A 26768-nucleotide genomic window follows, 5' to 3' on the forward strand; every position below is an offset into this window, starting at 1 on the left:
CCGAGTCAACAAACAAGATGGCTTTTTGGCTAACGGTCGTTGGCGCGATGAGGGATAGACGGCGGCGGTGTTGCTGAGCCACGATGCCGGGCAGCAACTGAGGCATGCGGCGATGATCAAGGCGACACCGTTCGATTTCCCCTATGACGGCCGGCTGGTGCCTGCAAACACCGGGCTGCTGGTCATCGACCTGCAGGAGGATTTCCTGTCGCCGACAGGCTATTTCGCCAGAAAGGGTTATGACCCCGCGCCGCTGCGCGCCATCCTGCCGACCGTCAACCGGCTGATCGCGGCCGCACGGTCGGCCGGCCTCACTATCATCCACACCAGACAAGGCTACCGGGGCGACATGGCCGACATGACGCCTTATGAGCAATGGCGCCGCAAGCGAGCGGGCCTCGAAGGCACCGACGTGCTGCTGCGCTCCGGCTCGGGGTTTCAGATCGTCGCCGATATCGACGTGGCGCCGCACGACATCATCGTCGACAAGACCTGCAACAGCGCCTTTACCTACACCGATCTGGAGCTGGTGCTGCGGGCGCGAGGCATCACCCATCTGATGTTTTCCGGCTGCACGACCGACGTCTGCGTCCACACCACGCTGCGTGAGGCCTGCGACCGCAATTTCCAGTGCCTGACGATCAGCGATGCGTGTGCGAGCGGGGACCAATATGCGCATGAAGCAGCGCTGCATATGGTAACGGTGGAGGACGGCGTTTTCGGCGCGTTGGCGGAGTCGGGTGCTGTGCTGGAGGCGTTGGCGCGGTTGTCGGCCCGCTAAATATCAAGGCTGGAGGGACAGCACCCCCCTCTGGCCTGCCGGCCATCTCCCCCGCAAGGAGGGAGATTACGCGCTCAGCCGCTTTCGCCAATCTCCTAAGTTTGAAGGACAAGCGATACTTCGAAACTGCCAATCTCCCCCCTTGCGGGGGGATGTCCGGCAGGACAGAGGGGGGTGTGAAGAATCGCTAGCCGGCGTCTTTTCATTGTCTCGTCGGGGCCCTGTGGACTCACCCCCCGCGCGCACCTCCGCACCACCTCGCGCCGCAAACGCACCGGGCTGCGGCACTTCTGCCTCACGGCGCGCCAGCGAGTTGCGCAAGATCGCGATCGTCTCGCGGCCGATGCTGGCAATCTCCCTCGGCCTGTCGACGCCGACGATCATGAATTCGCCGATGCCCAGCGCCGCATAAGGCAACAGCGACAGGGCGATCTGCGCCGGCGGTCCGGAGAGCTCGATCGCCTTGTGGCCGGCCGCTGACGCATCGCCTTCCGGGCGGATCCGAACTGGAAGCGCAAAACGCAGCCTGCCGGCGCGGCCATGTTCGGCGGCAGCACTGCGCGCCCGCTCCATCAACTGGCGGATCTCGTCCAGCGAACCCGGCGACAGTTCGAACACGTCGGCATGGCGGCCGGCGACCTTGAGCGCGGTGCCGGACTGGCCACCCATGCGGATGGTCACACCGACGCCATGCGGCCCCTTGCGCGGCACGTAGCCGCCCTTGATGCTGTAGAAGGCGCCTTCATGGTCGAACGGCCGGTCGTTCGACCACAGCCGCTTCAGCAGCACCAGATATTCGTCGATACGCTGCCAGACCACGGTGTGGCCGACCGGGCGCGTTTCGGCATCGTCGTCATCCAGCGGCTCGCTCAGCATCCTCAGCGACAGCCGGCCGCCGCTCCTGGCGTCGAGCGCCGCCAGCTGCCGCGCCGCAACCGCGGGCGCGATCACGCCGGCCCAATGCGTCAGCACCACTTCCAGCGCCGCGGTGCGGTCCAGCGCCTGGGCGGCAATGTCCATATTGGTCAGCAGACCAGCCGGGTCGTCGACGACGATGTTCTGGAAACCGGAATCCTCGATCAGCGACAGCTTTGTCGCCGTCTCGACGAAATCATAGAAGAAAGGTGCGGCCGAGCCGGCGTCGTCGGCATGCGTTTTACCGGGAACATGCGTGAACTCGATCGGCATTGCCATCTCCTCCATCACGTTGGATGCATGTCGCCTGAAAGCGGGCCCGGTTTTGGGACAACGACATGCGCAAAAACAAAGCGTCCGCGCCAAAGCGCATCCGCGTTCGGTTCTTCAACTCCGGTTACCTGAAAGCGTTAGGTCGCCACCCTTTCGGCCTGATGCTCAGGGAATAAGGCCGAGCACGACTGCCCCGGTGAACACGAACGCAAGGGCAAAGACGAGATAGGCGAAAGCGCCTGCATAGGCCGGGCGGAAACTCGGGGTATTGGCCAGCCTCTGGCTGGTGCGATCCGTCTCGGCGTTCTGGATATATGACATATCGACCTCCGTCTTGCGGATTAATCTATAAAATCAGTAGACTTTGTCGAGTGCTATTTTTTGGCGATGTGTGGAACAATTTTCTCAATTTGCCTTATGAATTGGACGGGAATTGCTAGGGGGCCTGCAATTGGCCGCAAGCGGCCAGCCAGCTTGGCCGGCCTTCGCATCGGGGATAGCATCGCTATTCCCGCGTAAGAGCGCATCATTTCAATCGGAGACGGGGAGCAGAAAACATGGGTTCAAGACTGGCCGGCAAAGTCGCCATCATATCGGGCGGCGCGACGGGAATGGGCGGAGCGGCGTCGGAACTGTTCGCCGCAGAAGGCGCCAAGGTGGCGATCGTCGACCGCAATGGCGAGGCGGCGGCCGCCACCGCCGCCGCGATACGCTCACGAGGGCACGTGGCCGAGCATTTCGTCGCGGATGTCTCCGATGAAGCGCAAGTCGAGGCGGCAGTGAAGGGCGCGACAGAAAAACTCGGGCCGGTCACCGTGCTGTTCAACCATGCCGGCACCATCGTGATAAAGCCGTTTCTGGAGACGACGGTGCAGGAATGGGACTGGCTGCACGCCGTCAATGTCCGCTCCATGTTCCTGATGACCCGCGCCGTGCTGCCCGGCATGATCACCGCCGGCGGCGGTTCGATCGTCTGCACCTCATCGATCTCGGCGGTTGCGGCCACGCCGAACGAAGTGCTCTATGACACCACCAAGGGCGCCTGCCATATGTTCGCGCGGGCGATCGCCGTCGAGTTCCGCGACCGCAACATCCGCTGCAACGCCGTCTGCCCCGGCTTCATCCGTACCCCGCATGGCCTGCGCGAGGTGGCCGATCTCGGCAAACTCGGCGTCGATGTGTCGGACGCCGCGCTGGCCGCCCAGCAGGGCCGCATCGGCGAACCGGAGGAAGTGGCGAAGGCAGCGCTGTATCTCGCCAGCGATGAGTCCAGCTTCGTCAATGGGGCGCACCTGTTTGTGGATAATGGGTTTACGGCCATGTGAGGTATCCCAGGATCTGGGTTCCTCGCCCCCACGGAGTGGGGGAGAGGTGGCTCGGCGAAGCCGAGACGGAGAGGGGGAGTGGCGCGGCCCTCAAATGATTTTGGCGACAATTCACCCACGTCGTGGGCCCCCTCTCCGACCGCTTCGCGGCCACCTCTCCCCCGCTTTGCGGGGGCGAGGAACCCAAGCCTTGCTACCGCTCTTCCCGTCGGAACGGCTTCAACAACGCCGACGGCGCCACCGCGTTGCGCGACATCACCGCCATGGCCACGATGGTGAAGATAAACGGCAGCATCAGGAACGCTTCGTAAGGGATGTGCCCGAGGCCGCTCGCCTGCATGCGCAGCTGCAAGGCATCGACGAAGGCAAACAGCAGCGCCGCACCGGCCGAACGCCACGGGTCCCAGCGACCGAACACGACCAGCGCGATCGCCACCCAGCCACGGCCCGACACGACGCCGAAGGTGAAAGCGTTGAATTGCGCCATCGACAGGAAGGCGCCGGCCAGCCCCATCAAGGCACCGCCGAGGATGACCGCCTGGCAGCGCGTGGCAATGACACTGACGCCGGCGGAGTCGGCGGCGCGCGGATTTTCGCCGACCATGCGCACGGACAGTCCCCAGGGCGTACGGTAGAGCACGAAAGCGGCGAGCGGGATGGCGATGATTGCCATGTAGACCAGCGCAAACTGGTTGAACACGGCGGGGCCGAGCACCGGTATGTCCGAGAGCAGTGGGATCGGCAGGGTGGCGAATCCCTTGATGCTCGGTGGCACCGATTGCTGGCCGAAAATCAGCCGGTAGAGGAAATAGGCGAGACCCGACGAGAACAAGGTGACGCCGATGCCGCAGACATGCTGACTCAAGCCCAACGCCACCGTGAACAGCGCATGCAGCGCCCCCATCAGCATGCCCGCCAGCACCGCCGCCAATATGCCGAGCCACAGGCTGCCGCTGAGGCTGGCGGCGGTGAAGCCGGTCATCGCGCAGAGCAGCATAATGCCTTCGATGCCGAGATTGAGCACGCCGGCCCGCTCGGAGAACATTTCGCCCAGCGTGGCAAAGGCGAGCGGCGTGGCGATGCGGATGATGGCGGCGAGGAAGCCGACTTGAAAAATCTGTTCGAACACCGCGTTCATGATGCGGCTCCGACGCGTCGGATGCGATAGGCTGTGAACAGCAGCGCCACCAGCATGGCCAGCAGCGCCGTGCCCTGGATGACATCGCTGAGGAAGGCCGGAACGCCGGTGGCGCGCGACATCGCCTCGGCGCCGGTCATTACGGCAGCCAGGAAGATCGCCGCCGGCACGACGCCGAGCGGGTTGAGCCTGGCCAGCATGGCAACGACGATGCCGGAATAGCCATAGCCCGGCGAAATATCGCTCATCACCTGGAAATGCACGCCGCCGACCTCGCCGACACCGGCAAGCCCCGCCAGCGCGCCGGACAGCAGGGCGGTCGAGATCAGCACGCGTTCGACATGGATGCCGCCATAGCGGGCCGCTTCCGGGCTTTCTCCGGTGACCCGGATGCGGAAGCCGAGCGTGGTGCGCACGATCAGGAACCAGATCAGGGGCGCTGCGATCAGTGCCGCGATAACGCCGAGATGCAGCCGCGTGCCTTCCAGCAGCACCGGGAAATTCGCCGAATCCTCGATCGGCGGCGAGATCGGATAACCGCTGAAACTATCCTTCCACGGCCCCTCGATCAGCGCCATCAGCACGTAGTAGATGACCGAATTGAGCAGCAGCGAACTGACGACGTCGTCGACCTTGAATTTGACCCGCAGCGTCGCCGGCACCAGCGCCACCGCGGCACCGGCCGCAGCGCCCGCCAGCGCCATCAACAGGATTGCGAGCGCGCCCGGCATCGGTATGGCGCCGACGAAGCAGCTGGCGACCGCGCCGGCCAGCAATTGCCCTTCGGCGCCGATATTCCAGAATTTCGCCCGGAAGGCGACGGCGACCGCCAGCCCGGTGAAGATCATCGGGGCCGCGCGCACCAGTGTTTCGGTGATGGCGTAGCTGTCGCCGAACGAGGCCGACAGCATCACGCCATAGGCTTCGAGCACACCGGCTCCGGCCAATGCGATCAGGCCGCTGCACAGGACCAGCGTGGCCGCGATCGCCAAAATCGGCAGCGCCAGATTGAGCCAGGCGGGGGTCGAGGTCCGGACTTCCAGGCGCAACATCAACTATGGCCCTCGGCCCCGGTCATCAGCAGCCCCAGCCGTGCAATGGTCGCATCGGCGCTGTCCAGCGTGCCGGCGATGCGGCCCTCATACATCACTGCGATGCGGTCGCAGAGCACCAGCAGTTCTTCCAGATCTTCGCCGATGACGATGATGCCGCAGCCCCTGGCGCGCATGTCGAGGAACCTTTCGTGGATGAAACGGGCCGCACCGATGTCGAGGCCGCGTGTCGGCTGCGAGACGATCAGCACCTTCGGGTCGAAGGCCAGCTCGCGCGCCAGGAGAGCCTTCTGCAGATTGCCGCCCGACAACGCGCCGGCGCGCGTCATTGGCCCGGGGCATCTGATATCATAGGCACTGATCTGCTCCTCGGCGAAAGCGCGGATCGCGTCGGGCTTGAGCAGGCCCTTGCTGCTGAACGCCGCCGTGCCGATACGCGGCAGCACCATGGAATCGGCGAGCGGCAAATTGGTCACCAGCCCCGTCGTCATGCGGTCTTCCGGGATGCGGCCGAGGCCGAGCGCCTGCACTTCGCGCGGTGAGAACCTTGTCACTGTTTTGCCGGCTATCGTCATCGAGCCTGCGTCAGGCATCCGTGTACCGGAAATCACCTCGGCCAACGCGCGCTGGCCGTTGCCGGAGACGCCGGCTATGCCGAGGATTTCGCCGGCGCGAACGGCAAGCGAGATATCTCGCAGCGGCGTGCCCGAGTGCCGCGAGGTGGAGATGCCGGCGAGCGTCAGCACATCAGCGCCCGGCGTCGACGGACCTCTCGCCGGCGGCACGATCTCATGGCCGCACATCAGCTCAGCCATTGCAGCCGATGTCGTGTTGGCAGGGTCATCGACCCGGCCGGCGACACGGCCATGCCGCAACACAGTGCAGCGATGCGTCAGCGCCCGCACCTCGTTCAGCTTGTGCGAGATGAAGATGATGCCGAGGCCTTGCGCCGCCATCGAACGCAGCGCCGAAAACAGCCCATCGACCTCGCTTGGCGCCAGCACCGCGGTCGGCTCGTCGAGGATCAACAGCCTCGCGCCGCGAAACAGCGCCTTGACTATTTCAAGCCGCTGCTGCTCGCCGACCGACAGCGCCGAGACCGGCAAATCGGGGTCGAACGTCAGTCCATGCCGGCGGCTGATGTCGGACAACCGGGCAAGTCCACCCGCGCGATCGATACGGCCGGATTTGCCGGGAATGCCGATCAGCAGGTTTTCCAGCACCGTCAGCCGCGGCGCCAGATGAAAATGCTGGTGTACCATGCCGATGCCGGCGGCCAGCGCATCGGCTGAACTGGTGATCCGTACCGGCTTGCCCTGGATCAGAATCTCGCCGGCATCCGGCGCATAGGCGCCGAACAGCACGTTCATCAATGTCGTCTTGCCGGCGCCATTTTCGCCGAGCAGCCCGAGGATTTCGCCGGGCGCCACGCTGAGATCGACCGCCTCGTTCGCCTTGACGGCGCCGAAGCTCTTGGTGATGCCGCGCATTTCGATGAGAGGGGCGGACAAGGGGGGCTCCTGAACTGCGAGGGCGTGCCCGTCACACCCCCCTCTGGCCTGCCGGCCATCTCCCCCGCAAGGGGGGAGATTGGATGTCACGTCGGCTTTCGCCAATCTCCACCCGCGATCAATATCGCCAGCGGCGAAGCTGCCAATCTCCCCCCTTGCGGGGGTTGAGGAGTGGTCCGCGAAGCGGACGGAAAGCCAACTACTTGGCTTTCCGAACGACGAACGCCCGGCAGGACATAGGGGGGTGCGACAAGCGCCAACCCCTCGAAGCAGCCTAATCCGAAACCGGCGTGTTCTCATCGACATCCACGCGGAAATTGCCTTCCAGGATCTCCGCCTTCTTCTTCTCGACCAGATCCTTCACCTCGGCCGGCAGTGTCTTGTCGAATTTGTGGTAGGGCGCCAGGAACGAACCGCCCTTGGCCATGCGCGAGAAATCGCCGTAGTCCTGCGCGGTGAAGACGCCCGCCTTGACCAGTTTGATCGCCTGCTCGACCGTCGGATACATGTCCCAGACCGGGCCGGTGATGACCGTGTCGGGGCCTAGGCTCGACTGGTCGGACATGTTGGAGATGGCGAGGATCTTCTTGTCCACCGCCGCCTCGATGACGCCGAAGCGCTCGGCATAGATGACGTCGACGCCGGCATCGATCTGGGCGACAGCCGCTTCCTTCGCCTTTGGCGGATCGAAGAACGAGCCGATGAAGGCGACCTTCTTCTTGATGTTGGGGTTGACCTCCTTGGCGCCGGCAAAGAAGGCATTGACCAGCCGGTTCACTTCGGGAATGCCCATCGCCGCGACGGCGCCGATCGTGCCCGATTTCGACATCTTGCCGGCGATGATGCCGGAGAGATAGGCCGGCTCGTGGATCCAGTTGTCGAAGACGCCGAAATTGGGTTCGGCCGGGCCGGCGCCCGAGCCGAACAGCCAGGCGGTCTTCGGGAACTGCTTGGCCGTCTTGCGCGATTCACGCTCGGCGGCGAACGCGTCGCCCAGCACCAGCTGGTAGCCGCCTTGCGCATATTCACGCATGACGCGGCTGAAATCGGCGGTCTGCACCTTTTCCGACCATTTATATTCAATGCCGAGTTCCTTCTCGGCTTTCTGCAGGGCGACGTGGATCTGGTTGTCCCACGGCTCCTCGATCGGCGTGGCAAAGATCGCCGCCACCTTCAGTTTCTTGTCCTTGGCCAACGCTGCGCCCGGCAACATGGCGGCAGCCAGGCCGAGTGCGCCAAGCTCCAGCACGTCGCGCCGCGACAGGCTGGTCGATTGCGATTTGTTTTTGCGGTCTTCCATCAAATGCCCCTCTGTTTGACAGCCGTGTCGAGCCGGCTGTTCCAAGTTCAGGCAGGAACTATGGAACGGGTGTGGACCTTTGTCCACATGGTCAAATTTCGCGCCGATTATCGCAAAGCTTTCTCGCCACCGGCCACGGTGATGACACCGACGATGATCAGCCCGGTCAGCAACAGGCGCACGCCGGCGCTGACGCCGAATGTGTTGAGCATGGTGAGCAGCAGCACCAGGAACAAGGCCGCACCCCAGACACCGGGCACATTCGCCTTGCCGCCGGCAACCGAGGTGCCGCCGATGACGACGACGGCGATCGAGGCCAACAGATACTCGTTGCCGATGTCGACATTGGCGCCGCGGAAATAGCCGGCAAGCAGCGCGCCATCGAGACCGCCCAGCGTGCCCGACAGCGTGTAGGTGAGGAAGCGGATGCGGCCGACATTGACGCCGGCCAGCCATGCGGCACGGATGTTCTGGCCGATCGCCAGCACCGAGCGGCCATAGATCATGCGCTGCAGGGCGATAGCCGCGCCTATGGTGAACAGCACGGTGAGGATCGCCAGCACCGGAATGCCCAGGACCTGCCAATTGGCGAAATCGGCAAAGCCCGGCGGCGGCTTGATCTGCAGGCCGCGTCCATAGCTGATGTCGATCGACTGGATGATGAAGCTGGCCGACAGCGTGGCGATGATCGGCGGAATCCTGAGCGCCCAGATCAACAGATAGTTGACGGCGCCGATCGCCGCACCGCAGGCGAGCGCGGCGATCAGACCGACCACGATCATGGAATCGCTGCCATCCATCACCTTCATGGCGACGGCGCTGGCGAGCCCGATATTGGCCGGCAGCGACAGGTCGACATTGCCGGGCCCCAGCGTGATGACGAACATCTGGCCGACGCCGACGATGACGGTGAAAACGGCGAGCGACAATGCCGCCGTCACCATGCCGCCGGCACCGTAGCCGCCGGTAAACGCAATGGTCGCCAGCCAGACCAGCAACGCGCCGAGGAAGGACCAGATCCAGGGTTTGGCGGCGAGCGATTTCACCAATGTCATCGCTACCTCTCCCTGCGGCTGATCAGGACGCGAGCCGCCAGCACGATGATCAGGATCGCGCCGTTGGCGGCGACCTGCCAGTCCGGCGGGATGTGCATGAAGGTGAGCAGCGGCGACGCCGCGAGCGCCAGCGTCAGTGCGCCGAGCACGGCGCCTATCGGCGACACCCGGCCGCCGACGAACTCGCCGCCGCCGAGAATGACGCCGGCAATCGCCAGCAGTGTATAGCCGTTGCCGATATTGGCATCGGCCGAAGTGGTGATGCCGATCAGCGCCATGCCGGACAAAACGCCGAACAGGCCGGTCAGCGCAAACAGCACGATCTTGGTCCGGAGCAGCGACCAGCCAGCGCGCCGAAGTGCGGCCGGATTGCCACCGGAGCCGCGCAGGATGACGCCATAGGAAGTCCGCATCAGGCCGAAATGCACCACCGCCGCGATCACCAGCGCGGCGATGATCGGGAACGGAATGAAGGGCGGCTTGAAAGACATCAGCGACAGCAGCCAGTCCGGCGCCTTGCCGCCGGGTTTCGGCAGGACCAGGATGGCCAGCCCCTGCCAGACGAAGCTCATGCCCAGCGTCACCACGATCGACGGCAGATTGCGCAGATGGATCAGCGCGCCGAGCAGCGCGTAGACGCCGATGGCGCCGAGCAGGATGATCACGCCAAGCAGCGGCGCATCTTTCAACCATGTCGCGGTGACGCAGCCGACGAAACCGACGAAAGTGCCGATCGACAGGTCAAGCTCATTGCCGGCGATGACGAACATCTGCGCGATCGTCGCCAGCGCGATCGGGATCGCCAGGTTGAGCATCAGGCTGAAGCCGAAATAGCTGATGGCGCGCGGGTTGAGCCAGGCGATGGCGAGCAGCACCAGGGCCAGCGACAGAGCCGGAAGCAGGCTGCGCAGCAGGCGGGCGCGGGCGGCACTGCTGCGCGGCGAGGAAGTCTTGCCGGGAGCGATTGCCGTCATCTCAGGCCGCGTCGCCGAATGAGGACTGGATGATCTTTTCCTCCGTCAGTTCGTCGCGCGTGAGATTGGCAACGATGCGGCCGTTCTTGAAGACATGGATGTGGTCGCAATTGTCGAGCTCTTCGGTCTCGGTGGTGTACCAGAGGAAGGTCCGGCCCTTGGCCGCTTCCTCGCGCACGAGGTCGTAGACCTCGAGCTTGGTGCCGATGTCGACGCCGCGCATCGGGTCGTCCATCAGCACGATCTCGGCATCCGAGCCGAGCGCGCGGGCAAACAGCGCCTTCTGCTGGTTGCCGCCCGATAGCGAAAAGATGTTGTTGGTCATATCTGGTGTGCGGATGCCGATCTTCTGCTTCCAGAATTCGGCGACTTCGGCCTCGCGCTGCGGCGAGATCAGCAGCCCTTTGCGCAACCGCGCCAGTGAGCGGATGCCGATATTTTCCGCAATCGACCATTGCGGAAAGATGCCGTCCGACTGGCGGTCGCCGGCCACCAGCGCCACCGGCGCAGTGACCTCGACGCCCGTCTTTGCGCGTGATGCAGCGGCAAAAATCGCCAGCAGGAGATCGGTCTGGCCATGGCCGGCGAGCCCGGCAAGGCCGATGATTTCACCGGCACGCGCAACGAGCTCCTTGCCATCCTCTTGCCGCGCCGGCCGTGCCCGCACCCTGACCGGGCCGGCCGGTGGTCTGGCGGCGGCGATCTCCGCCGCAATTTTCTCCCGCGCTTCCGCGCCACCCATCGTCGCGACCAGCCGGTCGCGGTCGAACGCCTTTGCCGCATCGGCGGCGACGACCTTGCCGTCGCGCATCACCACAATGCGATCGGCATTTTGCAGCACCTCGCCCAGCACATGCGAGATCAGGATGCAGCTGCCGCCGGCGGCAACGAAGCGGCGCACGAAGGCCAGCAACTGGCCCGCCGTATGTGCGTCGAGTGAGGAGGTCGGTTCGTCGAGGATGACGAGGTCGAGCGGATCGCTCGTCACCGTGAAGGCGCGCGCCACCTCGACCATCTGCCGCCGGCCGATGGACAGGTCGCCGGCAATGTCATCCGCAGAAATGCCATGATCCGGAAAGATTTCGTCCAGCTTGGCGGCGATGAGAGCGGCTGCCTTGCGCCGCCAGCCGAAGCCGGTCAGCGCCGGATGATTGATGCGCGTATTCTCGGCGATGCTGAGGTTCGGGCAGAGCGACAGCTCCTGGAACACGCAGCGTATGCCGAGCGTGAGCGCCCGCGCCACCGAGTAGTCGGTTTCCGCATTGCCGCGCACCGCGATCTGGCCACCATCGGGCCGCAGCGTGCCGGCCACCATATGCATCAGCGTCGACTTGCCGGCGCCATTGTGGCCGACCAGCCCGACGCATTCGCCGGCGCCGGCATGAAAGTCGACGCCGTTAAGCGCCCGAACGGCGCCGAAATGTTTTTCGGCGCCGTTCAGTCTGATGATGTCGGTATTCGCCTTGAGCATGCTCAACGATATCCGGTTGGCGATGCGGACGGCAACCGGCCCGCGATCACTTGATGTTGGCTTTGATCGCCGCGATGGCGTCTTCCTGGCTATATTCGTGGGTGGCGACGCCGCCCTCCTTGATCTTCGGCAGCTCGGCCTCGAAATCGTCCTGGGTGAAGGCCAGATACGGCACCAGCAGGTCATGCGGGATATCGGTGCGGCCGTCGAGCACCTGTTGCGCCACCCAGAAGGCCAGCGACGAGACGCCCGGCGCGATCGATGCCGACCAGGTCTGGTAGCCGTCCTTGTCCTTCTGTTCCTTCCACCATTTCAGTTCATCCTGGCGGTTGCCCATGATGATGGTCGGGCGGGGCTTGCCGGCGGCGGCGAAGGCCTGTGCGGCGCCATAGCCGTCACCGCCCTGGTCGACGATGCCGACGATGTCGGGCAGCGACGGCAGGATGGTCGCGACCGCCTTCTGCGCCGTCGTCTGGTCCCAGTCACCGGTAACCGAACCGACGATCTTGAATTCGGGATGAGCGGCAACGCCTTCGAGAATGCCGGCATGGATGGCATCGTCGATCGAGGTGCCAGCCAGGCCGCGAATTTCCAGCAGATTGCCGCCCTTCGGCTGGAACTTGGCCATCTGCTCGACTTCCTGCTTGCCCATGTCCTTGAAGTCGACGACGACGCGGTAGGCGCAGGGTTCGGTGACGGTGCCGTCGAAGGAGACGACGACGATGCCGGCATCGCAAGCCTGCTTGATGGCACCGTTCAGCGCATCCGGTGAAGCGGAATTGATGACGATGGCGTCATAGCCCTGCAGGATCAGGTTCTGCACCTGCGCGGCCTGGGTCGGCACTTCCTTGTCGGCGGTGGTGAAGATATCGGCCGCGCCGACGATCTTGTCCTCGACCGCCTTCTTGGTGACGATGCCGTAGCTGTCGAGCATCGCCTGGCGCCACGAATTGCCGGCATAGTTGTTGGAGAAGGCGATCTTCTTGCCGCTGGTGTCGGCAAGCGCCGTGCCCGAGGCGAGCATTGCCGCCAGAGCGCTCAGAACGAGCAGTTTCTTCATCTGATATTCCTCCCGTGGATTGTCGGCCAGGCCGACGTTGCTGATGGTTTTGGCGTTGACTGCCTGTTTTTTATCTATTGTCAGACAAATTCAGATGCGGCCGCTTGTCAACTGCGATCGGCCGAGCTTTCGCGATCAACTTCAGGTGCGATGATTGAAAAGCCCTCGCGTGCTGGTCTAGGGAAGGGTCCAGGAGACCATGCATGGCAGCGACGCCGACCCTAGCCGAAGGCGCGCCCGGAATTCCGGCGCGCTGGACGTCGAGCGCCAAGAGCGGCGTTGGCGCAGCGCTTTCGCCGGCGAGCCGTGTCTGGTTCACGCTCAGTCACGGCATTGTCAACGAGGTCTACTATCCCGGCCTCGACAGCGCCTGCACGCGCGACATGGGGCTGCTGGTCACCGGCCCCAACGGCTGGTTCTCCGAGGAGAAGCGCGATGCCACGCACACCATTGAGCCGTTCGAGCATGGCGTGCCCGCCTACCGGCTGATCAATGCGACGGCGCGCTACCGGATCGAGAAGCGCATTCTGACCGATCCGGCGCGCCCGGCGCTGCTGCAGGAAACCAGTTTTACGGCGCTCGAGGGTAATGCCGCTGACTATCGGGTCTACGCGCTTTTGGCCCCGCATCTGGTCAATGCCGGCATGGATAACACCGCCTGGGTCGGCGAGCACGAGGGCAAGCCGATGCTGTTCGCCTCCGGGCGCGGTACTTTCCTGGCGCTTGCCTCCTCCCTGCCCTGGGGCGACTGCGCGGCCGGTTATGTCGGCTTTTCCGATGGCTGGCAGCAGCTCAGCCGCGGCGGCCGGCTCGATCCGGCCTGCCAGCGCGCCGAAGACGGCAATGTCGCGCTGATTGGCGAGATCGGCTTTTCCTCAGGCAACAGCACCGCCTTGCTGGCCCTCGGCTTTGGGGCGACGCCGGACGAAGCCGCCGAAAACGCCACCGCCAGCCTGCAGCGCGGTTTTGAGCCGGCGGCAAAGACCTATGTCGCGAAATGGCGGAAATGGCAGGCCGGTCTGCTGCCGCTCGACCGCGATGATGCATCCGGCCTCGACACCTACCGCGTCAGCACCGCGGTGCTGGCGACGCACCTGTCTCTGGCCAGGCCTGGTGCTGCCGTCGCCAGCCTGTCGATCCCGTGGGGGGCGAGCAAGGGCGACGACGACCTCGGCGGCTATCATTTGGTCTGGCCGCGCGACCTCGTCGAAACAGCGGGCGGCTTTCTGGCTGCCGGCGATCCGAGCCAGGCGCTGGAGATCCTCGCCTACCTCCGCTCCATCCAGCAGCCGGACGGTCATTGGCCGCAGAATGTGTGGCTCGACGGCTCGCTTTATTGGCCGGGCATCCAGATGGACGAATGCGCCTTCCCGCTGCTGCTTGCCGATGCGCTGCACCGTGCCGGACATTTGCCGCGCGCCAAACTCGCCGCCTTCATGCCGATGATCGAGAAGGCGGCGTCCTATGTCGTGCGCAACGGTCCTGTTACCGGGCAGGACCGCTGGGAAGAGGATGCCGGCTACAGCCCGTTCACGCTTGCCGTCGAGATCTCGGCGCTGCTTGGCGCCGCCGACCTGTTCGATGTCTCCGGCAAACCAGAGCCGGCTAACTATTTGCGCGAGGTTGCCGACTTCTGGAACGACCAGATCGAGCGATGGACCTATGTCAGCGGCACACCGGAATGCCGGGAGGCCGGTGTCGACGGCTACTATATCCGCATCGCGCCGGCCGACGATGCCGGCGCCGCATCGCCGAAGGACGGTTTCGTGCCGATCAAGAACCGGCCGCCCGGCGACACCGACAAGCCGGCCGAGGCGATTGTCAGCCCCGACGCGCTGGCGCTGGTGCGTTTCGGCCTGAGGGCCGCCGACGACCCGCGCATCATCGATACGGTCACGATCATTGACGCGCAATTGCGCTGCGACCTGCCACAGGGTCCTTTGTGGTACCGCTACACCAGCGACGGTTATGGCGAACATGCTGACGGCGCGCCTTTCGACGGCACCGGCCAGGGTCGGCCCTGGCCTCTGCTCGCCGGCGAACGCGCCCATTACGAATTGGCTGCCGGCAACAAGGACAAAGCGGCCAGCCTGCTGAAGACGTTCGAAGCCTCGGCCGGGCCGGGCGGCCTGCTGCCGGAACAGGTTTGGGACAGCGCCAACATCCCGGAGCGCGAATTGCAATTGGGTCGCCCGTCGGGCAGCGCCATGCCGCTGGTCTGGGCGCACTCGGAACACATCAAGCTGTTGCGTTCGCTGCGCGACGGCATCGTCTTCGACATGCCGCCGCAAGGCGTCAAACGCTACATCAGGGACAAGACGGTCTCGCCGTTGAGGATATGGCGCTTCAACAACAAGCTGCGCGCCATGGATGCCGGCAAGACGCTGCGCGTCGAATTGCTGCAGCCGGCGCTGATCCGCTGGAGCAGCGATCATTGGCAAACCAACCACGAAATCCACACAGCCGAAAACGCACTGGGTGTTCATCTGGCGGACTTGCTCGTGGCCGATATTCCGCCAGGTAACACGATCGTCTTCACTTTTTTCTGGCCCGACGGCGACCGTTGGGAGAATGTCGACTTCACCGTCGGCATTGAAGAGCCAGGAGCATGATCCCGAAAGCGAGAACCGGTTTTCTCAGACGAACGGGAAACCGTTTGTCTAAAGATCAGCTCAAATGAAAGATCCGGTAATTTTCTTTCCTCCAGCGACTAGGACAACACCATGCAGATCGGAATGATGGGACTGGGCAGGATGGGCGCCAACATGGTGCGCCGCCTGATGCGCGACGGCCATGAATGCGTCGTCTACGACATCAATCCGGCAAGCGTTGCCGGCCTTGTCGCCGACGGCGCCATAGGTGCTGCCTCGATGGAGGAGTTCATCGGCAAGCTGTCCAAGCCACGCAGCGCCTGGCTGATGCTGCCGGCGGCGATCACCGGCAAGATCGCCGACCAGGTGGCGGCGCTGATGGAACCCGGCGACATCATCATCGACGGCGGCAATTCCTATTATCACGACGCCGTCGACCAGGCCGCCGAACTCGCGGCCAAGGGCCTGCACTATGTCGACGTCGGCACCAGCGGCGGCGTCTGGGGCCTGGAGCGCGGCTACTGCCTGATGATCGGCGGCCCCGACACGGCGGTGAAACATCTCGATCCGATCTTCGCCACACTGGCGCCCGGCGCCGATGCCGGCGCCACGCCGGACAGGGCCGCCGGGACAGCACCGTTCGGTTATCTGCATTGCGGACCGAGCGGCGCCGGCCATTTCGTCAAGATGATCCACAACGGCATCGAATACGGCGTCATGGCCGCCTATGCCGAAGGCATGAACATCCTGAAGTCGGCCAATGTCGGCAAAAGGCAGCGCACCGCGGATGCCGAGACCAGCCCGCTGGAAAACCCGCAATACTACCAGTTCGACATCGACTTGGCCGCCGTGGCCGAGGTCTGGCGCCATGGCAGCGTCATCGGCTCCTGGCTGCTCGACCTGACCGCCGGCGCACTGAAGAGCGATCCGGCATTGGCTCAGTTCGGCGGCCGCGTCTCGGATTCCGGCGAAGGACGCTGGACGCTGAAGGCGGCGATCGACACCGGCGTGCCGGCGCCGGTGCTGTCCTCGGCGCTGTTCGATCGCTTCTCCTCGCAGGGCGAATCCGAATTCTCCGACAAGCTGCTGTCGGCCATGCGCTACGCCTTTGGCGGCCATGTCGAGAAGCCGAAGGCCGGCAAGTGAAGGCGACGGGGGATGCACGCATGAGCCAGGAACGGTCCGACACGCTGGTGCTCTTCGGTGCCACAGGCGACCTCGCCCACAAGAAGATATTTCCGGCCCTCTACCAGATGGTCGCCAAGGGAACGCTGACCGAGCCAGTGATCGGCGTCGCCTTCGATGCCTGGGACATCAAGCAGCTGCAGGCGCGCGCCCGCGACGGCATCGTCAACGCCGTCGGCAAGATCGACGAAAAGATCTTCACCAAATTCGCCGATCTGCTGCGCTATGTCAGCGGCGACTACCGCGACGGCGCGACCTTCGAGAAGCTGAAGACCGCGCTCGGCTCGGCGCAGCGGCCGTTGCACTATATGGCGGTGCCGCCGACCATGTTCGAGACCGTGGTCCAGGGCCTGGAACAATCCGGCACCGCGCATGGCGCGCGCCTGATGGTGGAAAAGCCGTTCGGCCACGACCTGCAGTCGGCGCGCTGGCTGAACCGGGTGCTGCATCTGGTGTTCGACGAGCAATCGATCTTCCGCATCGACCACTATCTCGGCAAGGAAGCGATCCAGAACCTGCTGTATTTCCGCTTCGCCAATTCCTTCCTCGAGCCGATCTGGAACCGCAACTTCGTCGAAAGCGTGCAGATCACCATGGCCGAGGATTTCGGCATCGAGGGCCGCGGCAAATTCTATGACGATGTCGGCGCGATTCGCGACGTGATCGAGAACCATCTGCTCAACATCCTACTGCTCTTGGCCATGGAGCCGCCGGTCGGCCGCTCGGCCGACGACCTGATCGACGAAAAGGTGCAGGTGCTGCGCGCCATCCGCACGCTGACCAAGGAAGACGTCGTGCGCGGCCAATTTACCGGCTATCTCGCCGAACCCGGTGTGAAGCCGAACTCGCCGGTCGAGACCTTTGCCGCGGTGCGCTTCATGGTCGACACATGGCGCTGGCAGGACGTGCCATTCTTCATCCGCGCCGGCAAGAACATGCCGGTGCATGTGACCGAAGTGATCGTGCGGATGAAGCGGCCGCCGCTCGATGTCTTCGATCCGATCAAGCCGGGCGACGCCAACTATGTGCGCTTCCGTATCGATCCCCAGGTGGCGATCTCGATCGGTGCGCAGCGCAAGGCACCCGGCGACGACATGGTCGGCGAGCAGGTCGAACTCACCGCGCTCGACGACTCGAAGGGCGACATGCCGCCCTATGAGCGGCTGATAGGCGATGCCATGAACGGTAATGGCCAGTTGTTCACCCGCCAGGATGCCAGCGAACTGGCCTGGCGCATCGTCGGCCCGGTGCTTGGCGAAACCACGCCGCCGCACATCTACGAGCCGAAGACCTGGGGGCCCGCCGACGCCATGGCCAGCTTCGGCCCGCCGAATGGCTGGATCAATCCGACCTAGAGCCGGATGATTTCAGGTCGTATCGACCTGAAATCATCCGGCTCTACATCAAAGAGATCGAGCACGATGTCTGGACAAACGGTTCCCGTTTGTCCGAGAAAACCGCTTCACATTTTTCGGCATCATGCTCAAGTGAGCGGAGGAAACGACATGGCCAAGGAAGCCAGGCCCGCGAAGGCCGAGGCCGAACCGATCGTGCTGACGATCGATGTCGGCGGCTCGCATGTAAAAATCCTCACCAGCGCCGGCGGCGAGCCACGCCGCGCCGATTCAGGACCGGATCTGACGCCGCAGCAGATGGTTGCCACGGTGAAGACGCTTGCCGAGGGGCTGGCCTATGATGTGATCTCGATGGGCTATCCCGGCCCTGTCAGGAACAACAGGCCGTCGCTCGATCCCGCCAATCTCGGCAAGGGCTGGGATGGTTATGACTTCGCAACCGCCTTCGGCATGCCGGTCAAGGTCGTCAACGATGCGCTGCTGCAGGCGATCGGCAGCTACGATCGCGGACGCATGCTGTTCCTCGGCCTCGGCACTGGCCTGGGTGCTGCCATGATCCTCGACAATGTCGGCCAGCCGATGGAACTGGCGCATCTGCCCTACCGCAAGGGCCGCAGTTTCGAGGACTATGTCGGCGAGCGCGGCCTGGAGAAATACGGCAAGAAGAAATGGCGCATATACGTCTTCGACGTGGTCGACCGGCTGCGCGCGGCCCTGCAGCCGGACTACATCGTCATCGGCGGTGGCAATGTCGAAAAGCTTGATGAATTGCCCGCCAAATCCAGGCGCGGCGACAATACGCGCGCTTTCGAGGGCGGCTTTCGACTATGGCGCGACGGGGCGCTGATCGTCCGATAGTATTAAGATTCAGTATAGTCGTTCAAAATGACGTGTGACGTGATACGAAGTCATTGCGTTACGCAGATTTGACGATTAGATCGGTTGCACCGGATGGAATCATCTGGCGCAACCGTACAAACGCGGCAAAACAAATGACTAGAGCGAATTTCCGGCTCCGCTGGGACAGCTCTGGGAGTTTTCGCCACCCCCCTAGCGACGGAGAGATAAATTGGCCGACGACAGCAACGACTCTGACAAGGACATCGACCTGCTCGAACTAACCGCCCATATCGTGTCCGCTTACGTCGAGAAGAACCGCTTGCCCGTTGCCGGCCTGAGCGATCTCATCGCCAGCGTTGCGGCGTCGATCGGCGGGCTTAGCCAGCCGCCGGCTCCGGTGGCGCCGCCGCAGGTCCCGGCCGTCAATCCCAAGCGGTCGGTGACGGCGGATTACATCATCTGCCTCGAAGACGGCAAGAAGTTCAAATCGCTGAAGCGCCATCTCGGCGTCCACTTCAACCTGACGCCGGAAGCCTACCGTACCAAATGGGGCTTGCCGGCCGACTATCCGATGGTCGCCCCCAACTATGCCGCATCGCGCTCCGAGCTCGCCAAGTCGATCGGCCTCGGCCGCAAGGCCGCGCCCGCGCCCGCACCGGCCAAGGCCAAGGGTCGCAAGGCCAAGATCCCGGCCTGATCACCAGCTGGTCGGCGCTGAGCCAACAGTTTGGGCGACTGGAACAGAAGCCTGCCGGCGAATGAGCTAGAGCATGATGCCGAAAAGTGTGAAGCGGTTTTTCGGACGACATCATGCTCTCTCTTTGATTTAAGAGACGGATTCAGATTTCAGGTCGAAAAGACCTGAAATCATCCGGCTCTTGGCAGGCTTCGTGTTTTTATGGCTTGTACCTCTGAAATGTCAGGACTTTGGGGGAGCGGCCATGAACTACGCCAGAATGGTGATCGAGAAAGAGGCGCCGGAGGAATACGGTTACGACCGCATCCGCTACAACCTCTCCGAAAGCTCGATCGCCGACCAGAAACTCTCCGACATCGGCCTGTCGCTTCCCGATCTTACCCTGTTCTATGGCGAGCATCGCGGCGACAAGGATTTGCGGGCGCTGATCGCGGCGCAGGATTCCGGCATTTCGCCTGACGACGTGCTGGTCACCGCCGGTGCGGCGGGCGCCCTGTTCATCATTTCGACCTCGCTTTTGTCCGAGCGCGACCATCTCGTCGTCGTCCGCCCGAACTATGCCACCAACATCGAGACCCCCAAGGCGATCGGCTGCGCCATCTCCTATGTCGACCTCGACTTCGACAAAGGTTTTGCCGTCGATGTCGGCAGCGTCGCGGCAAGCATGCAACCGAACACGAAGCTGATCAGCGTCACCTGCCCGCACAACCCGACCGGCACAATGATGAATCGGGCCGATCTCGATGCGCTGATTGCGCTGGCCGAAGCGAGCGACTGCCACCTGCTGGTTGACGAAACCTATCGCGATCTGTCCTACGGAACGCGCCTGCCGGCGGCCGCCTCGCTCAGCCCCAAGGCCATCAGTGTCTCGTCGCTGTCGAAGGCCTTCGGTATTCCCGGCATCCGCATCGGCTGGCTGATCACCAGGGATGCCGACCTTCAGGAGCGCTTCCTCGCCGCCAAGGAGCAGATCGGCATTTGCGGCAGCGTCATCGACGAAGGCATTGCGCGCGGCATGCTGGAGCGCCGCGACGCTTTCCTGTCCGCGCTTTTGCCCGAAATGGCGAAGCGCCGCGACATCGTCCAGGCGTGGATCGACCGCGAACCCCTGGTCGACTGGGTGCGGCCGCAAGGCGGCGTCGTCGGCTTTCCTCGCCTCAATGTCGGCGCCGATTTCGACCTCGAACGCTTCTACGTCAATTTGCTGGAAAGCCACGGCACCTATGTCGGGCCCGGCCATTGGTTCGATATGCCGAAGCGCTTTCTCCGCATCGGTTTCGGCTGGCCGAAAGAGGCGGAATTGCAGGGCGGCCTCGACGCCATCTCCGCCGCGCTCAGGCAGTAACGTCTGCGTGCAGCCGGGCAGGTCGGGCGAAAAACCCTTGATCCAGGCTCTGATATAACGCATACGCGCCCCGAACTTTGATAAGTCTCATTGACCGGAACAGCGCCCATTCGGGAAGTGCCCCGCCGGCCTCGCATCGGCCCGAAAATCGGTTTCGATTTTCGGAAAGCACAATGCGAAATCAAAAGTGCTGGAGCGTACTTTGTGCGTCCAAGTGGACGCACGTCGCTCCAGTGCAAAATCGCAACGGGGCCATATCCATGACATCCCAATCGACATCGCCCGACCAGCGCTACGCCGCTTTCCGCCATCGCTCCTTCCTGAGCTATTGGGCGGCGCGGTTCCTCACCACCTTCGCCACCATGATCGTGTCCGTCGCCGTCGGCTGGCAGATCTATGATCTGACGCGCGATCCCTTCGATCTCGGCATTGTCGGCATCGTCCAGTTCCTGCCGTCACTGCTGCTGGTGTTGGTCACTGGCGTCGTCGCCGATCGTTTCGGCCGCCGCCTGATCATGGCGCTGGCGACCGTCACCGAGGCAGGCTGTGCGCTCGTTCTGCTGTACTTCACGCTGCGCGGCCTCGTCAGTCCGCTGCCGATCTTCATCGTGCTGGCGCTGTTCGGCGTGGCGCGCGCCTTTTACGGACCGGCCTCGTCATCGCTGTTCGCCAATCTGGTGCCGCCGGAGGACTTTGGTAACGCGATCGCCTGGAACTCGTCGGCTTGGCAGACGGCGACGATCGTCGGCCCGGTCGCCGGCGGCCTGCTCTATGGCGTCTCGGCTGAGGCCGCCTACGCCACCGCCTCCGCGCTGATGCTGGTGGCGGGCCTGCTGATCTTCACCATTCCCAAGCCCGCCCAGCAAAGCGCTACCGACAAGCCGACGATGGAGACGCTGTTTGCCGGCTTCCGTTACATCTGGAGCGAGAAGATCGTGCTCGGCGCCATCTCGCTCGACCTCTTCGCCGTGCTTCTGTCCGGCGCCTCGGCGCTGCTGCCGGTCTATGCCCGCGATATTCTCGAACTCGGACCCTGGGGTCTCGGCCTGCTGCGCTCGGCACCCGGTATCGGCGCCGTCTGTGTGGCGGTCTGGCTGGCCGGGCACCCTCTTCGCGACAATGCCGGCAAGATCATGCTCGGCTTCGTGGCAGCGTTCGGCGCCTTCACCGTGCTGTTCGGCGTTTCCACAATCACCTGGCTGTCGATCCTGGCCCTTGGCGGCCTCGGCGCCACCGACATGTTCAGCGTCTACATCAGGGAGACGCTCATCCAGCTGTGGACGCCGGACGAGGTCCGCGGCCGCGTAAACGCCGTCAACCAGGTCTTCGTCGGCGCCTCCAACGAAGTCGGCGAATTCCGCGCCGGCACCATGGCGGCACTGATCGGCACCGTCCCGGCCGTCGTGATCGGTGGCGTCGGCGCGATTGCCGTCGCCGGACTGTGGGCGGTGCTGTTCCCGCAGCTGCGCAAGGTGCGGCACCTCAACGAGCGTAACTGATTGAGTACCGGATCCAAGCCGCTGGATCCGACGCCCGGGCCAATCGGCTTGCGCCGGCTGTGATGGGGCCGTTTGCTGACGGACAGGTTTGCGCTCGAATGGCCGGGACGCTGCCCGTCAGAAGCGACCCATAGCCGCCGTTCCCGCGATACAAAAGCTGTTGCAAGCTGGACAGCAGTTGAATCGTTGCGGAACGCGTACGGAAGCATAATCCTTGTGGGATCGTCTGCCCGAGAAGGTGCAGTGTTCGTGGGGCGCCATCTAGTGTAAAAGCGGTTCCCTCCGTGCTATGAATGGACTGTCGACGCCGTCCTAGGCTGACCGCCATTTCAGCAGGCCCAAGGACGTATGTGCCGCAAGCCACCTACCCGCACATCTGTTGTCGATTGGCCCGCGAGGAGGGATCAGCATGTCAGAACGTCTCGACATAGGCCCGCTGCAACTTGGCGAAACGGCGCCCAATTTCGTGCTCGACGCGATTACTCGCGAGGGCAAGATAGCTATCGACGATTTCCGCGGCGAGAAGCCAGTGCTGGTCGGATTGTATCGAGGTCTCCATTGTCCTTTTTGCAGGCGTCATATCGCGACGGTTTCGCTGCTCACACCAGCCCTTAACGCAAAGGGCATCGAAACCCTGACGGTGGTGAACACGCCCATCGAACGGGCACGCCTTTATCTCCGTTATCATCCGATGCCGGCTCTGCTCGCGGCGTCTGATCCTGAGCGGGCTTCACACCGCGCTTTTGGGCTCCCCAATATGCAGATCACCGAGGGCGAGAGCGCATGGCCGCACAAGGTCTCAATGAGCGATGTGAAGGCGATGCGGCTCAACGTGCCGGGCGAAATGCCTGAGCCGATGGATCCGTTTGCCACGCTCGAATATCTGAACAAAATAGACAATTACGATATCGCTGAAGCGGACCAGCAAATGATGGCGACCGGCGTGGGCCAGCTCATGGGCCAGTTCCTGCTCGACCGCAACGGCGTCGTTCGCTGGACGTTCTCCGAGGTTTTCGATGGCGGCTTGGGCGCCCACCCGAACTCTGAGACGATGATGTCGGTCGCGTCGCAAATCGGAAAGTAAGGAGCAGCTTCGGTAGGGGGCTAGGCGCGGGATTAGGCGAAGTTGGCCGCTGTCGCCTGATGGGGCCTTGCAATCGGCACCGCTCTCGCCTGCCACGAGCCCCCGGGGGGGCGGGGGCGCGGGCGTCCAGCCGCCCTACTACCAGCGCGAGCCGAGCGGCGTCCGCGCTGCGGGCTCAGCGGCCTCTTGCTGCAGCTCTGCGGCGATGCGACGGCTTACCGCCCCAGTAGATTTCGTTCGACGGTTTTCAGCTGCGCCAGCATCGCATTTTTCGCACCTCGGAGCGCGGCAGGCTGCGCCCATGACGGCCGAGATTGGCCGACAGCGGACTGTCGGCTTCTGGCATCGAAAAAAGCGATAGCAGACATTCAACCAAGTGCGATTGAAGTCTCGAATAGACCCATGCGCATCCTTCGCGAGTGTCCACTCTGGTTCGAGATTGGTATTCTGGAGCTCGAGCGCCCAGGATGATCGCAGGACGCGCCAGAGGCCGTCGCCGACTGGCTTCAACTCGACAATCAACCAAACTGGGTAGCAGGGAGAATGGGAATGGGATCGCGCATTTTCGCAGCCGATGTTGGCGCTCCAGAAGGTCCGGTCACGTTGCCTGACGGCTCAATGTACGTAACAGAGATGTCGCACGACACGCTCAACGTCACGAAACTGACCCCAACCGGGTCAAGGCAAGTTGTCAAGAAGACGGGCGGTCGCCCGAACGGCCTTGCGATCGACGGCGAGGGATTGATTTGGGTAGCGGAAGCCGGCCTCCGTGCCCTTGTCTGCATCGATCCAGACGGCCGAGAAGTGAAGCGGCTCGAGGGTGATGACAAACACGGCCGCTTCTATTTTCCGAACGATCTGGCCTTTGGTCCGGACGGCCTCCTGTACATGACGGATTCGGGCATGGCACTCGCCGATTTTCTGGATGGTGAGAACATCGTAGAGGGATTTATGGACCTCGCATGGGATGGACGCGTTTACGCGATCAATCCCAAATCGACAAAAATTGAGCGTCTAGTCGATAGCAGGATCCGCTTCACCAATGGCATAGCCTTCGATGCCGACGATGCACTCTACGCCAACGCTTCCTTCACTGGCGAAGTCTACCGCTACGATGTGTTCGGTTCGAAAACAGCGGTCCGCGAAGTTTTCGGTAACGTCTTACAAGAAGACGATCAGAAGGGGTTCAAGGGCCCCGACGGCATGAAGTTCGGTGTCGACGGCCGCCTGTATTGCACTGTCTATGGACAGCAGAACGTGACCGTTCTCGACAGAGATGGCCGAGTGGCCGATCGGATGATGCTTGACGGTCCTTGCCCTACCAACCTCGCCTTTTCGCAAGATGGCAAAAAGATACTTGTCACGGAGGTCGCAAAAGGTCAGGTCGAGATCCTTGAGGCTCCTTGCGCGGGGCAGGCCTTACACTATCCGATCACACGTTAGGACCCGTCGCGCCAGTTTGCTACGCCTCGATTGGGACGTCAGGAGCAGACCATCCAACGTCCACTATTCGGCGCAAAGTGCCTGGAGCCCGCAAATAGCATGTCGGCTTTTGTGAATGGCGGCGAGAATGACTGCAATGCGGCGCGTTGCAGATCGGCAGCATCGGGGCGGTTAGCGGAATGGCGGCTTTTGGCGTCGGAAGAACGATAGCGGACGCAACTGTCAGAAGGACTGATGCCTTGGCCTGACCCACTCCGGCTGTCGCCTCGTTCCTTCTGAAGGTCGCGAAAGGGGATGGAAGCCGAACTACGCACAAGCGCGCTTCGTGTTAGACGGAACCTCTTCGAGACTTTTCGCAAGGCGCGTTCCCCGATGCGGCCGGCTTCGCAATGCGCTAAGCTCGTGAACGGCTGCGCCTAAGACAACGGCACTGCTTATTGGGAGATCGCCCGCCACGGAGCTTCGCTATGAAGCGCAAAATGGTTGCCCTCATGGCCGCCGATATAGTCGGCTACTCAGCTATGATGGAGCGAGACGAGGAGCAGACAGCGGAGCGCTTGGCGGGCTGTCAGACCCTTATTTCGGAAAAAGTCGGTCTGCTCGACGGCCGCGTTTTCAACACAGCGGGCGATGCAGCCTTCGCGGAGTTTCCGAGCGCCGTGAACGCCGTGCGCAGCGCGTTCGAAATCCGCACTACGCTTGCCGGTCTCCAGGAACCTGCGATTGAACCGCTCAGGATGCGGTTCGGTCTCCATATCGCGGATGTCATGGTGCAGGGGGATGATCTGATCGGAGACGGCGTGAACCTCGCGGCGCGCATACAGGCGGCATCCGAACCAGACTCGATCTATGTGAGCGGTGCACTCTTCGATCATGTCCGCCGCAGTTCTGCGTTCATATTCGACGACATTGGCGAGCGAGCGTTCAAGAACATTTCAGAACCCGTGCATCTCTATCGGGTTCGCGGGGAGATCGGAACGTATCGGCTGCAGTCGGCACCTACGCAACTGCTTGTCACCAAGGAACGGCGGCCGTCATCTGTTGCGGTGCTCCCTTTCCGGGTTTCAGGCGACTATGAGGACCAACGCTATCTCGCCGATGGCCTCACCGAGGAGCTGATTATCAATCTGGGGCGGTATCGGCGTCTTTCGGTCAGTTCGCGCAGTGCGAGCTTCTCGATGGCGGACTCGCACCCCGATCCGGTGAGGGCCGGTGAGGTTCTTGGCGTTCGATTTGTGCTTGAGGGGCAAGTGCGGAAGATCGGCGAGCGGGTCTCGATCAGCCTCACGCTGTCCGAAACCGACCAGGGTGCGGTGGTTTGGAGCGACAAAGTTCATCGATCGTTCGATGAAATTCTCGCCCTGCTCGACGAGACCGCCGCAAAGATCGCCGCAACTGTGTCCGGACGGATGGAGGACGCGGCCATGGTGGCGGCACGGCGAAAGCTGCCCGAAAACATGACTGCCTTCGACTGTCTGTTGCGCGGCCTGGATCATCACCGCCTCGGGGGCGTAACCGACGATAATGCACACCAGTCCGTCGGCTGGTTTACAAAGGCGATCGACGCCGACCCAAACTACGCAGCTGCCTACGCCTGGAGAGTCTGCGCAGCGTCATGGCTGTCGGATTTTGACTTTGAGCAAGGTCGACGGGACATTCGCCGCGCGCTTGAGCTTGATTCGTGCGATGCCGAGGCAAACCGGATTATGGGCTTTGTAGAACTCATGGATGGCAACTTCGATGAGGCCTTGGCACACGTCCGCAAGGCGATGGAGCTGAATCCAACGGATGCCTACATAAAGGCGAGATGCGCTGTGGCGCGACAATTCTGATGAGAAGCGCGCGACAATCTGGATGAGAATCTGGTGTCGCGG

22 protein-coding genes are annotated in these 26768 nt (G+C 63.2%); 12 read left to right on the plus strand and 10 right to left on the minus strand.

The genetic code is table 11. From position 1 onward, the window contains the following. Positions 1 to 112: 112 nt before the first annotated feature. The gene (locus ACWGTO_RS26015; protein ID WP_454577679.1) at positions 113 to 781 is read left to right on the plus strand and encodes a cysteine hydrolase family protein; all 669 of its coding nucleotides are present in this window, start codon (positions 113 to 115) and stop codon (positions 779 to 781) included. Between the two features lie 66 nt (positions 782 to 847). On the opposite strand, the gene ACWGTO_RS26020 is transcribed toward ACWGTO_RS26015, so the two are convergent. Then, positions 848 to 1969, minus strand: a complete 1122-nt coding sequence (locus ACWGTO_RS26020; RefSeq protein WP_454577657.1) for an LLM class flavin-dependent oxidoreductase — start codon at positions 1967 to 1969, stop codon at positions 848 to 850. A gap of 165 nt (positions 1970 to 2134) precedes the next feature. Further along, positions 2135 to 2290 (minus strand): hypothetical protein, encoded by a 156-nt coding sequence (locus ACWGTO_RS26025; protein WP_454577658.1) that lies wholly within the window; start codon positions 2288 to 2290, stop codon positions 2135 to 2137. Between the two features lie 236 nt (positions 2291 to 2526). Between ACWGTO_RS26025 and ACWGTO_RS26030 the strand changes: the two genes are divergently transcribed. Next, positions 2527 to 3294, plus strand: a complete 768-nt coding sequence (locus ACWGTO_RS26030; RefSeq protein ID WP_454577659.1) for an SDR family NAD(P)-dependent oxidoreductase — start codon at positions 2527 to 2529, stop codon at positions 3292 to 3294. A 193-nt stretch (positions 3295 to 3487) separates the two neighbouring features. On the opposite strand, the gene ACWGTO_RS26035 is transcribed toward ACWGTO_RS26030, so the two are convergent. The 8 genes from ACWGTO_RS26035 to ACWGTO_RS26070 all read right to left on the minus strand — a co-directional run bounded on the left by ACWGTO_RS26035 (position 3488) and on the right by ACWGTO_RS26070 (position 12855). Next, on the minus strand, positions 3488 to 4432 hold the full coding sequence (locus ACWGTO_RS26035) for an ABC transporter permease (protein WP_454577660.1): 945 nt from the start codon (positions 4430 to 4432) through the stop codon (positions 3488 to 3490). Next, on the minus strand, positions 4429 to 5484 hold the full coding sequence (locus ACWGTO_RS26040; protein WP_454577661.1) for an ABC transporter permease: 1056 nt from the start codon (positions 5482 to 5484) through the stop codon (positions 4429 to 4431). Before ACWGTO_RS26040 ends, ACWGTO_RS26035 begins: the two co-directional genes overlap by 4 nt. Continuing rightward, the gene (locus ACWGTO_RS26045; RefSeq protein WP_454577662.1) at positions 5484 to 6995 is read right to left on the minus strand and encodes an ABC transporter ATP-binding protein; all 1512 of its coding nucleotides are present in this window, start codon (positions 6993 to 6995) and stop codon (positions 5484 to 5486) included. Before ACWGTO_RS26045 ends, ACWGTO_RS26040 begins: the two co-directional genes overlap by 1 nt. A 274-nt stretch (positions 6996 to 7269) precedes the next feature. Further along, complete coding sequence (locus tag ACWGTO_RS26050; protein WP_454577663.1) at positions 7270 to 8295, minus strand: BMP family protein; 1026 nt, start codon at positions 8293 to 8295, stop codon at positions 7270 to 7272. A 107-nt stretch (positions 8296 to 8402) separates the two neighbouring features. Then, the gene (locus ACWGTO_RS26055; protein ID WP_454577664.1) at positions 8403 to 9350 is read right to left on the minus strand and encodes an ABC transporter permease; all 948 of its coding nucleotides are present in this window, start codon (positions 9348 to 9350) and stop codon (positions 8403 to 8405) included. Positions 9351 to 9352: 2 nt separating this feature from the next. Beyond that, positions 9353 to 10324: an ABC transporter permease gene (locus ACWGTO_RS26060; RefSeq protein WP_454577665.1), complete on the minus strand. Its 972-nt coding sequence runs from the start codon at positions 10322 to 10324 to the stop codon at positions 9353 to 9355. 1 nt (position 10325) lies between these two features. Next, on the minus strand, positions 10326 to 11795 hold the full coding sequence (locus tag ACWGTO_RS26065; RefSeq protein WP_454577666.1) for an ATP-binding cassette domain-containing protein: 1470 nt from the start codon (positions 11793 to 11795) through the stop codon (positions 10326 to 10328). A gap of 46 nt (positions 11796 to 11841) precedes the next feature. Beyond that, entirely contained in the window at positions 11842 to 12855 is a 1014-nt protein-coding gene (locus tag ACWGTO_RS26070; RefSeq protein WP_454577667.1) for a substrate-binding domain-containing protein, read from the minus strand. 203 nt (positions 12856 to 13058) lie between these two features. Here ACWGTO_RS26070 and ACWGTO_RS26075 point away from each other — a divergent pair, with 203 nt between their 5' ends. The 10 genes from ACWGTO_RS26075 to ACWGTO_RS26120 all read left to right on the plus strand — a co-directional run bounded on the left by ACWGTO_RS26075 (position 13059) and on the right by ACWGTO_RS26120 (position 26726). Then, a complete protein-coding gene (locus tag ACWGTO_RS26075) occupies positions 13059 to 15467 on the plus strand; it encodes a glucan 1,4-alpha-glucosidase (RefSeq protein WP_454577668.1) in 2409 nt (802 codons plus the stop codon). Between the two features lie 111 nt (positions 15468 to 15578). Further along, a complete protein-coding gene (gene gnd, locus ACWGTO_RS26080; RefSeq protein WP_454577669.1) occupies positions 15579 to 16592 on the plus strand; it encodes a phosphogluconate dehydrogenase (NAD(+)-dependent, decarboxylating) in 1014 nt (337 codons plus the stop codon). A gap of 20 nt (positions 16593 to 16612) precedes the next feature. After that, on the plus strand, positions 16613 to 17986 hold the full coding sequence (gene zwf, locus ACWGTO_RS26085) for a glucose-6-phosphate dehydrogenase (protein ID WP_454577670.1): 1374 nt from the start codon (positions 16613 to 16615) through the stop codon (positions 17984 to 17986). A 150-nt stretch (positions 17987 to 18136) separates the two neighbouring features. Continuing rightward, complete coding sequence (locus ACWGTO_RS26090) at positions 18137 to 18844, plus strand: ROK family protein (protein ID WP_454577671.1); 708 nt, start codon at positions 18137 to 18139, stop codon at positions 18842 to 18844. A 211-nt stretch (positions 18845 to 19055) separates the two neighbouring features. Then, entirely contained in the window at positions 19056 to 19523 is a 468-nt protein-coding gene (locus tag ACWGTO_RS26095; protein ID WP_454577672.1) for a MucR family transcriptional regulator, read from the plus strand. 244 nt (positions 19524 to 19767) lie between these two features. Beyond that, positions 19768 to 20868 (plus strand): aminotransferase class I/II-fold pyridoxal phosphate-dependent enzyme, encoded by a 1101-nt coding sequence (locus tag ACWGTO_RS26100; RefSeq protein ID WP_454577673.1) that lies wholly within the window; start codon positions 19768 to 19770, stop codon positions 20866 to 20868. Positions 20869 to 21128: 260 nt separating this feature from the next. Beyond that, on the plus strand, positions 21129 to 22367 hold the full coding sequence (locus ACWGTO_RS26105; RefSeq protein ID WP_454577674.1) for an MFS transporter: 1239 nt from the start codon (positions 21129 to 21131) through the stop codon (positions 22365 to 22367). A 409-nt stretch (positions 22368 to 22776) separates the two neighbouring features. Beyond that, the gene (locus ACWGTO_RS26110; RefSeq protein ID WP_454577675.1) at positions 22777 to 23451 is read left to right on the plus strand and encodes a peroxiredoxin-like family protein; all 675 of its coding nucleotides are present in this window, start codon (positions 22777 to 22779) and stop codon (positions 23449 to 23451) included. A 549-nt stretch (positions 23452 to 24000) separates the two neighbouring features. Continuing rightward, positions 24001 to 24894, plus strand: coding sequence for an SMP-30/gluconolactonase/LRE family protein (locus tag ACWGTO_RS26115; protein ID WP_454577676.1), 894 nt, complete (start codon positions 24001 to 24003; stop codon positions 24892 to 24894). 467 nt (positions 24895 to 25361) lie between these two features. Further along, the gene (locus tag ACWGTO_RS26120; protein ID WP_454577677.1) at positions 25362 to 26726 is read left to right on the plus strand and encodes an adenylate/guanylate cyclase domain-containing protein; all 1365 of its coding nucleotides are present in this window, start codon (positions 25362 to 25364) and stop codon (positions 26724 to 26726) included. Positions 26727 to 26768: the final 42 nt, after the last annotated feature.

It is taken from the genome of Mesorhizobium sp. PL10, assembly GCF_053714315.1.

Excerpts from the sequence above, each read along its gene's own strand:
- ACWGTO_RS26055 (WP_454577664.1), bottom strand. The coding sequence starts at position 9,350 with ATGACATTGGTGAAATCGCTCGCCGCCAAACCCTGGATCTGGTCCTTC.
- ACWGTO_RS26020 (WP_454577657.1), bottom strand. The coding sequence starts at position 1,969 with ATGCCGATCGAGTTCACGCATGTTCCCGGTAAAACGCATGCCGACGAC.
- ACWGTO_RS26105 (WP_454577674.1), top strand. The coding sequence starts at position 21,129 with ATGACATCCCAATCGACATCGCCCGACCAGCGCTACGCCGCTTTCCGC.
- ACWGTO_RS26110 (WP_454577675.1), top strand. The coding sequence starts at position 22,777 with ATGTCAGAACGTCTCGACATAGGCCCGCTGCAACTTGGCGAAACGGCG.
- zwf (WP_454577670.1), top strand. The coding sequence starts at position 16,613 with ATGAGCCAGGAACGGTCCGACACGCTGGTGCTCTTCGGTGCCACAGGC.
- ACWGTO_RS26075 (WP_454577668.1), top strand. The coding sequence starts at position 13,059 with ATGGCAGCGACGCCGACCCTAGCCGAAGGCGCGCCCGGAATTCCGGCG.
- ACWGTO_RS26015 (WP_454577679.1), top strand. The coding sequence starts at position 113 with ATGATCAAGGCGACACCGTTCGATTTCCCCTATGACGGCCGGCTGGTG.
- ACWGTO_RS26060 (WP_454577665.1), bottom strand. The coding sequence starts at position 10,324 with ATGACGGCAATCGCTCCCGGCAAGACTTCCTCGCCGCGCAGCAGTGCC.
- ACWGTO_RS26100 (WP_454577673.1), top strand. The coding sequence starts at position 19,768 with ATGAACTACGCCAGAATGGTGATCGAGAAAGAGGCGCCGGAGGAATAC.
- ACWGTO_RS26070 (WP_454577667.1), bottom strand. The coding sequence starts at position 12,855 with ATGAAGAAACTGCTCGTTCTGAGCGCTCTGGCGGCAATGCTCGCCTCG.
- ACWGTO_RS26120 (WP_454577677.1), top strand. The coding sequence starts at position 25,362 with ATGAAGCGCAAAATGGTTGCCCTCATGGCCGCCGATATAGTCGGCTAC.
- ACWGTO_RS26050 (WP_454577663.1), bottom strand. The coding sequence starts at position 8,295 with ATGGAAGACCGCAAAAACAAATCGCAATCGACCAGCCTGTCGCGGCGC.
- ACWGTO_RS26030 (WP_454577659.1), top strand. The coding sequence starts at position 2,527 with ATGGGTTCAAGACTGGCCGGCAAAGTCGCCATCATATCGGGCGGCGCG.
- ACWGTO_RS26115 (WP_454577676.1), top strand. The coding sequence starts at position 24,001 with ATGGGATCGCGCATTTTCGCAGCCGATGTTGGCGCTCCAGAAGGTCCG.
- ACWGTO_RS26090 (WP_454577671.1), top strand. The coding sequence starts at position 18,137 with ATGGCCAAGGAAGCCAGGCCCGCGAAGGCCGAGGCCGAACCGATCGTG.
- ACWGTO_RS26025 (WP_454577658.1), bottom strand. The coding sequence starts at position 2,290 with ATGTCATATATCCAGAACGCCGAGACGGATCGCACCAGCCAGAGGCTG.
- ACWGTO_RS26065 (WP_454577666.1), bottom strand. The coding sequence starts at position 11,795 with ATGCTCAAGGCGAATACCGACATCATCAGACTGAACGGCGCCGAAAAA.
- ACWGTO_RS26040 (WP_454577661.1), bottom strand. The coding sequence starts at position 5,484 with ATGTTGCGCCTGGAAGTCCGGACCTCGACCCCCGCCTGGCTCAATCTG.
- ACWGTO_RS26035 (WP_454577660.1), bottom strand. The coding sequence starts at position 4,432 with ATGAACGCGGTGTTCGAACAGATTTTTCAAGTCGGCTTCCTCGCCGCC.
- gnd (WP_454577669.1), top strand. The coding sequence starts at position 15,579 with ATGCAGATCGGAATGATGGGACTGGGCAGGATGGGCGCCAACATGGTG.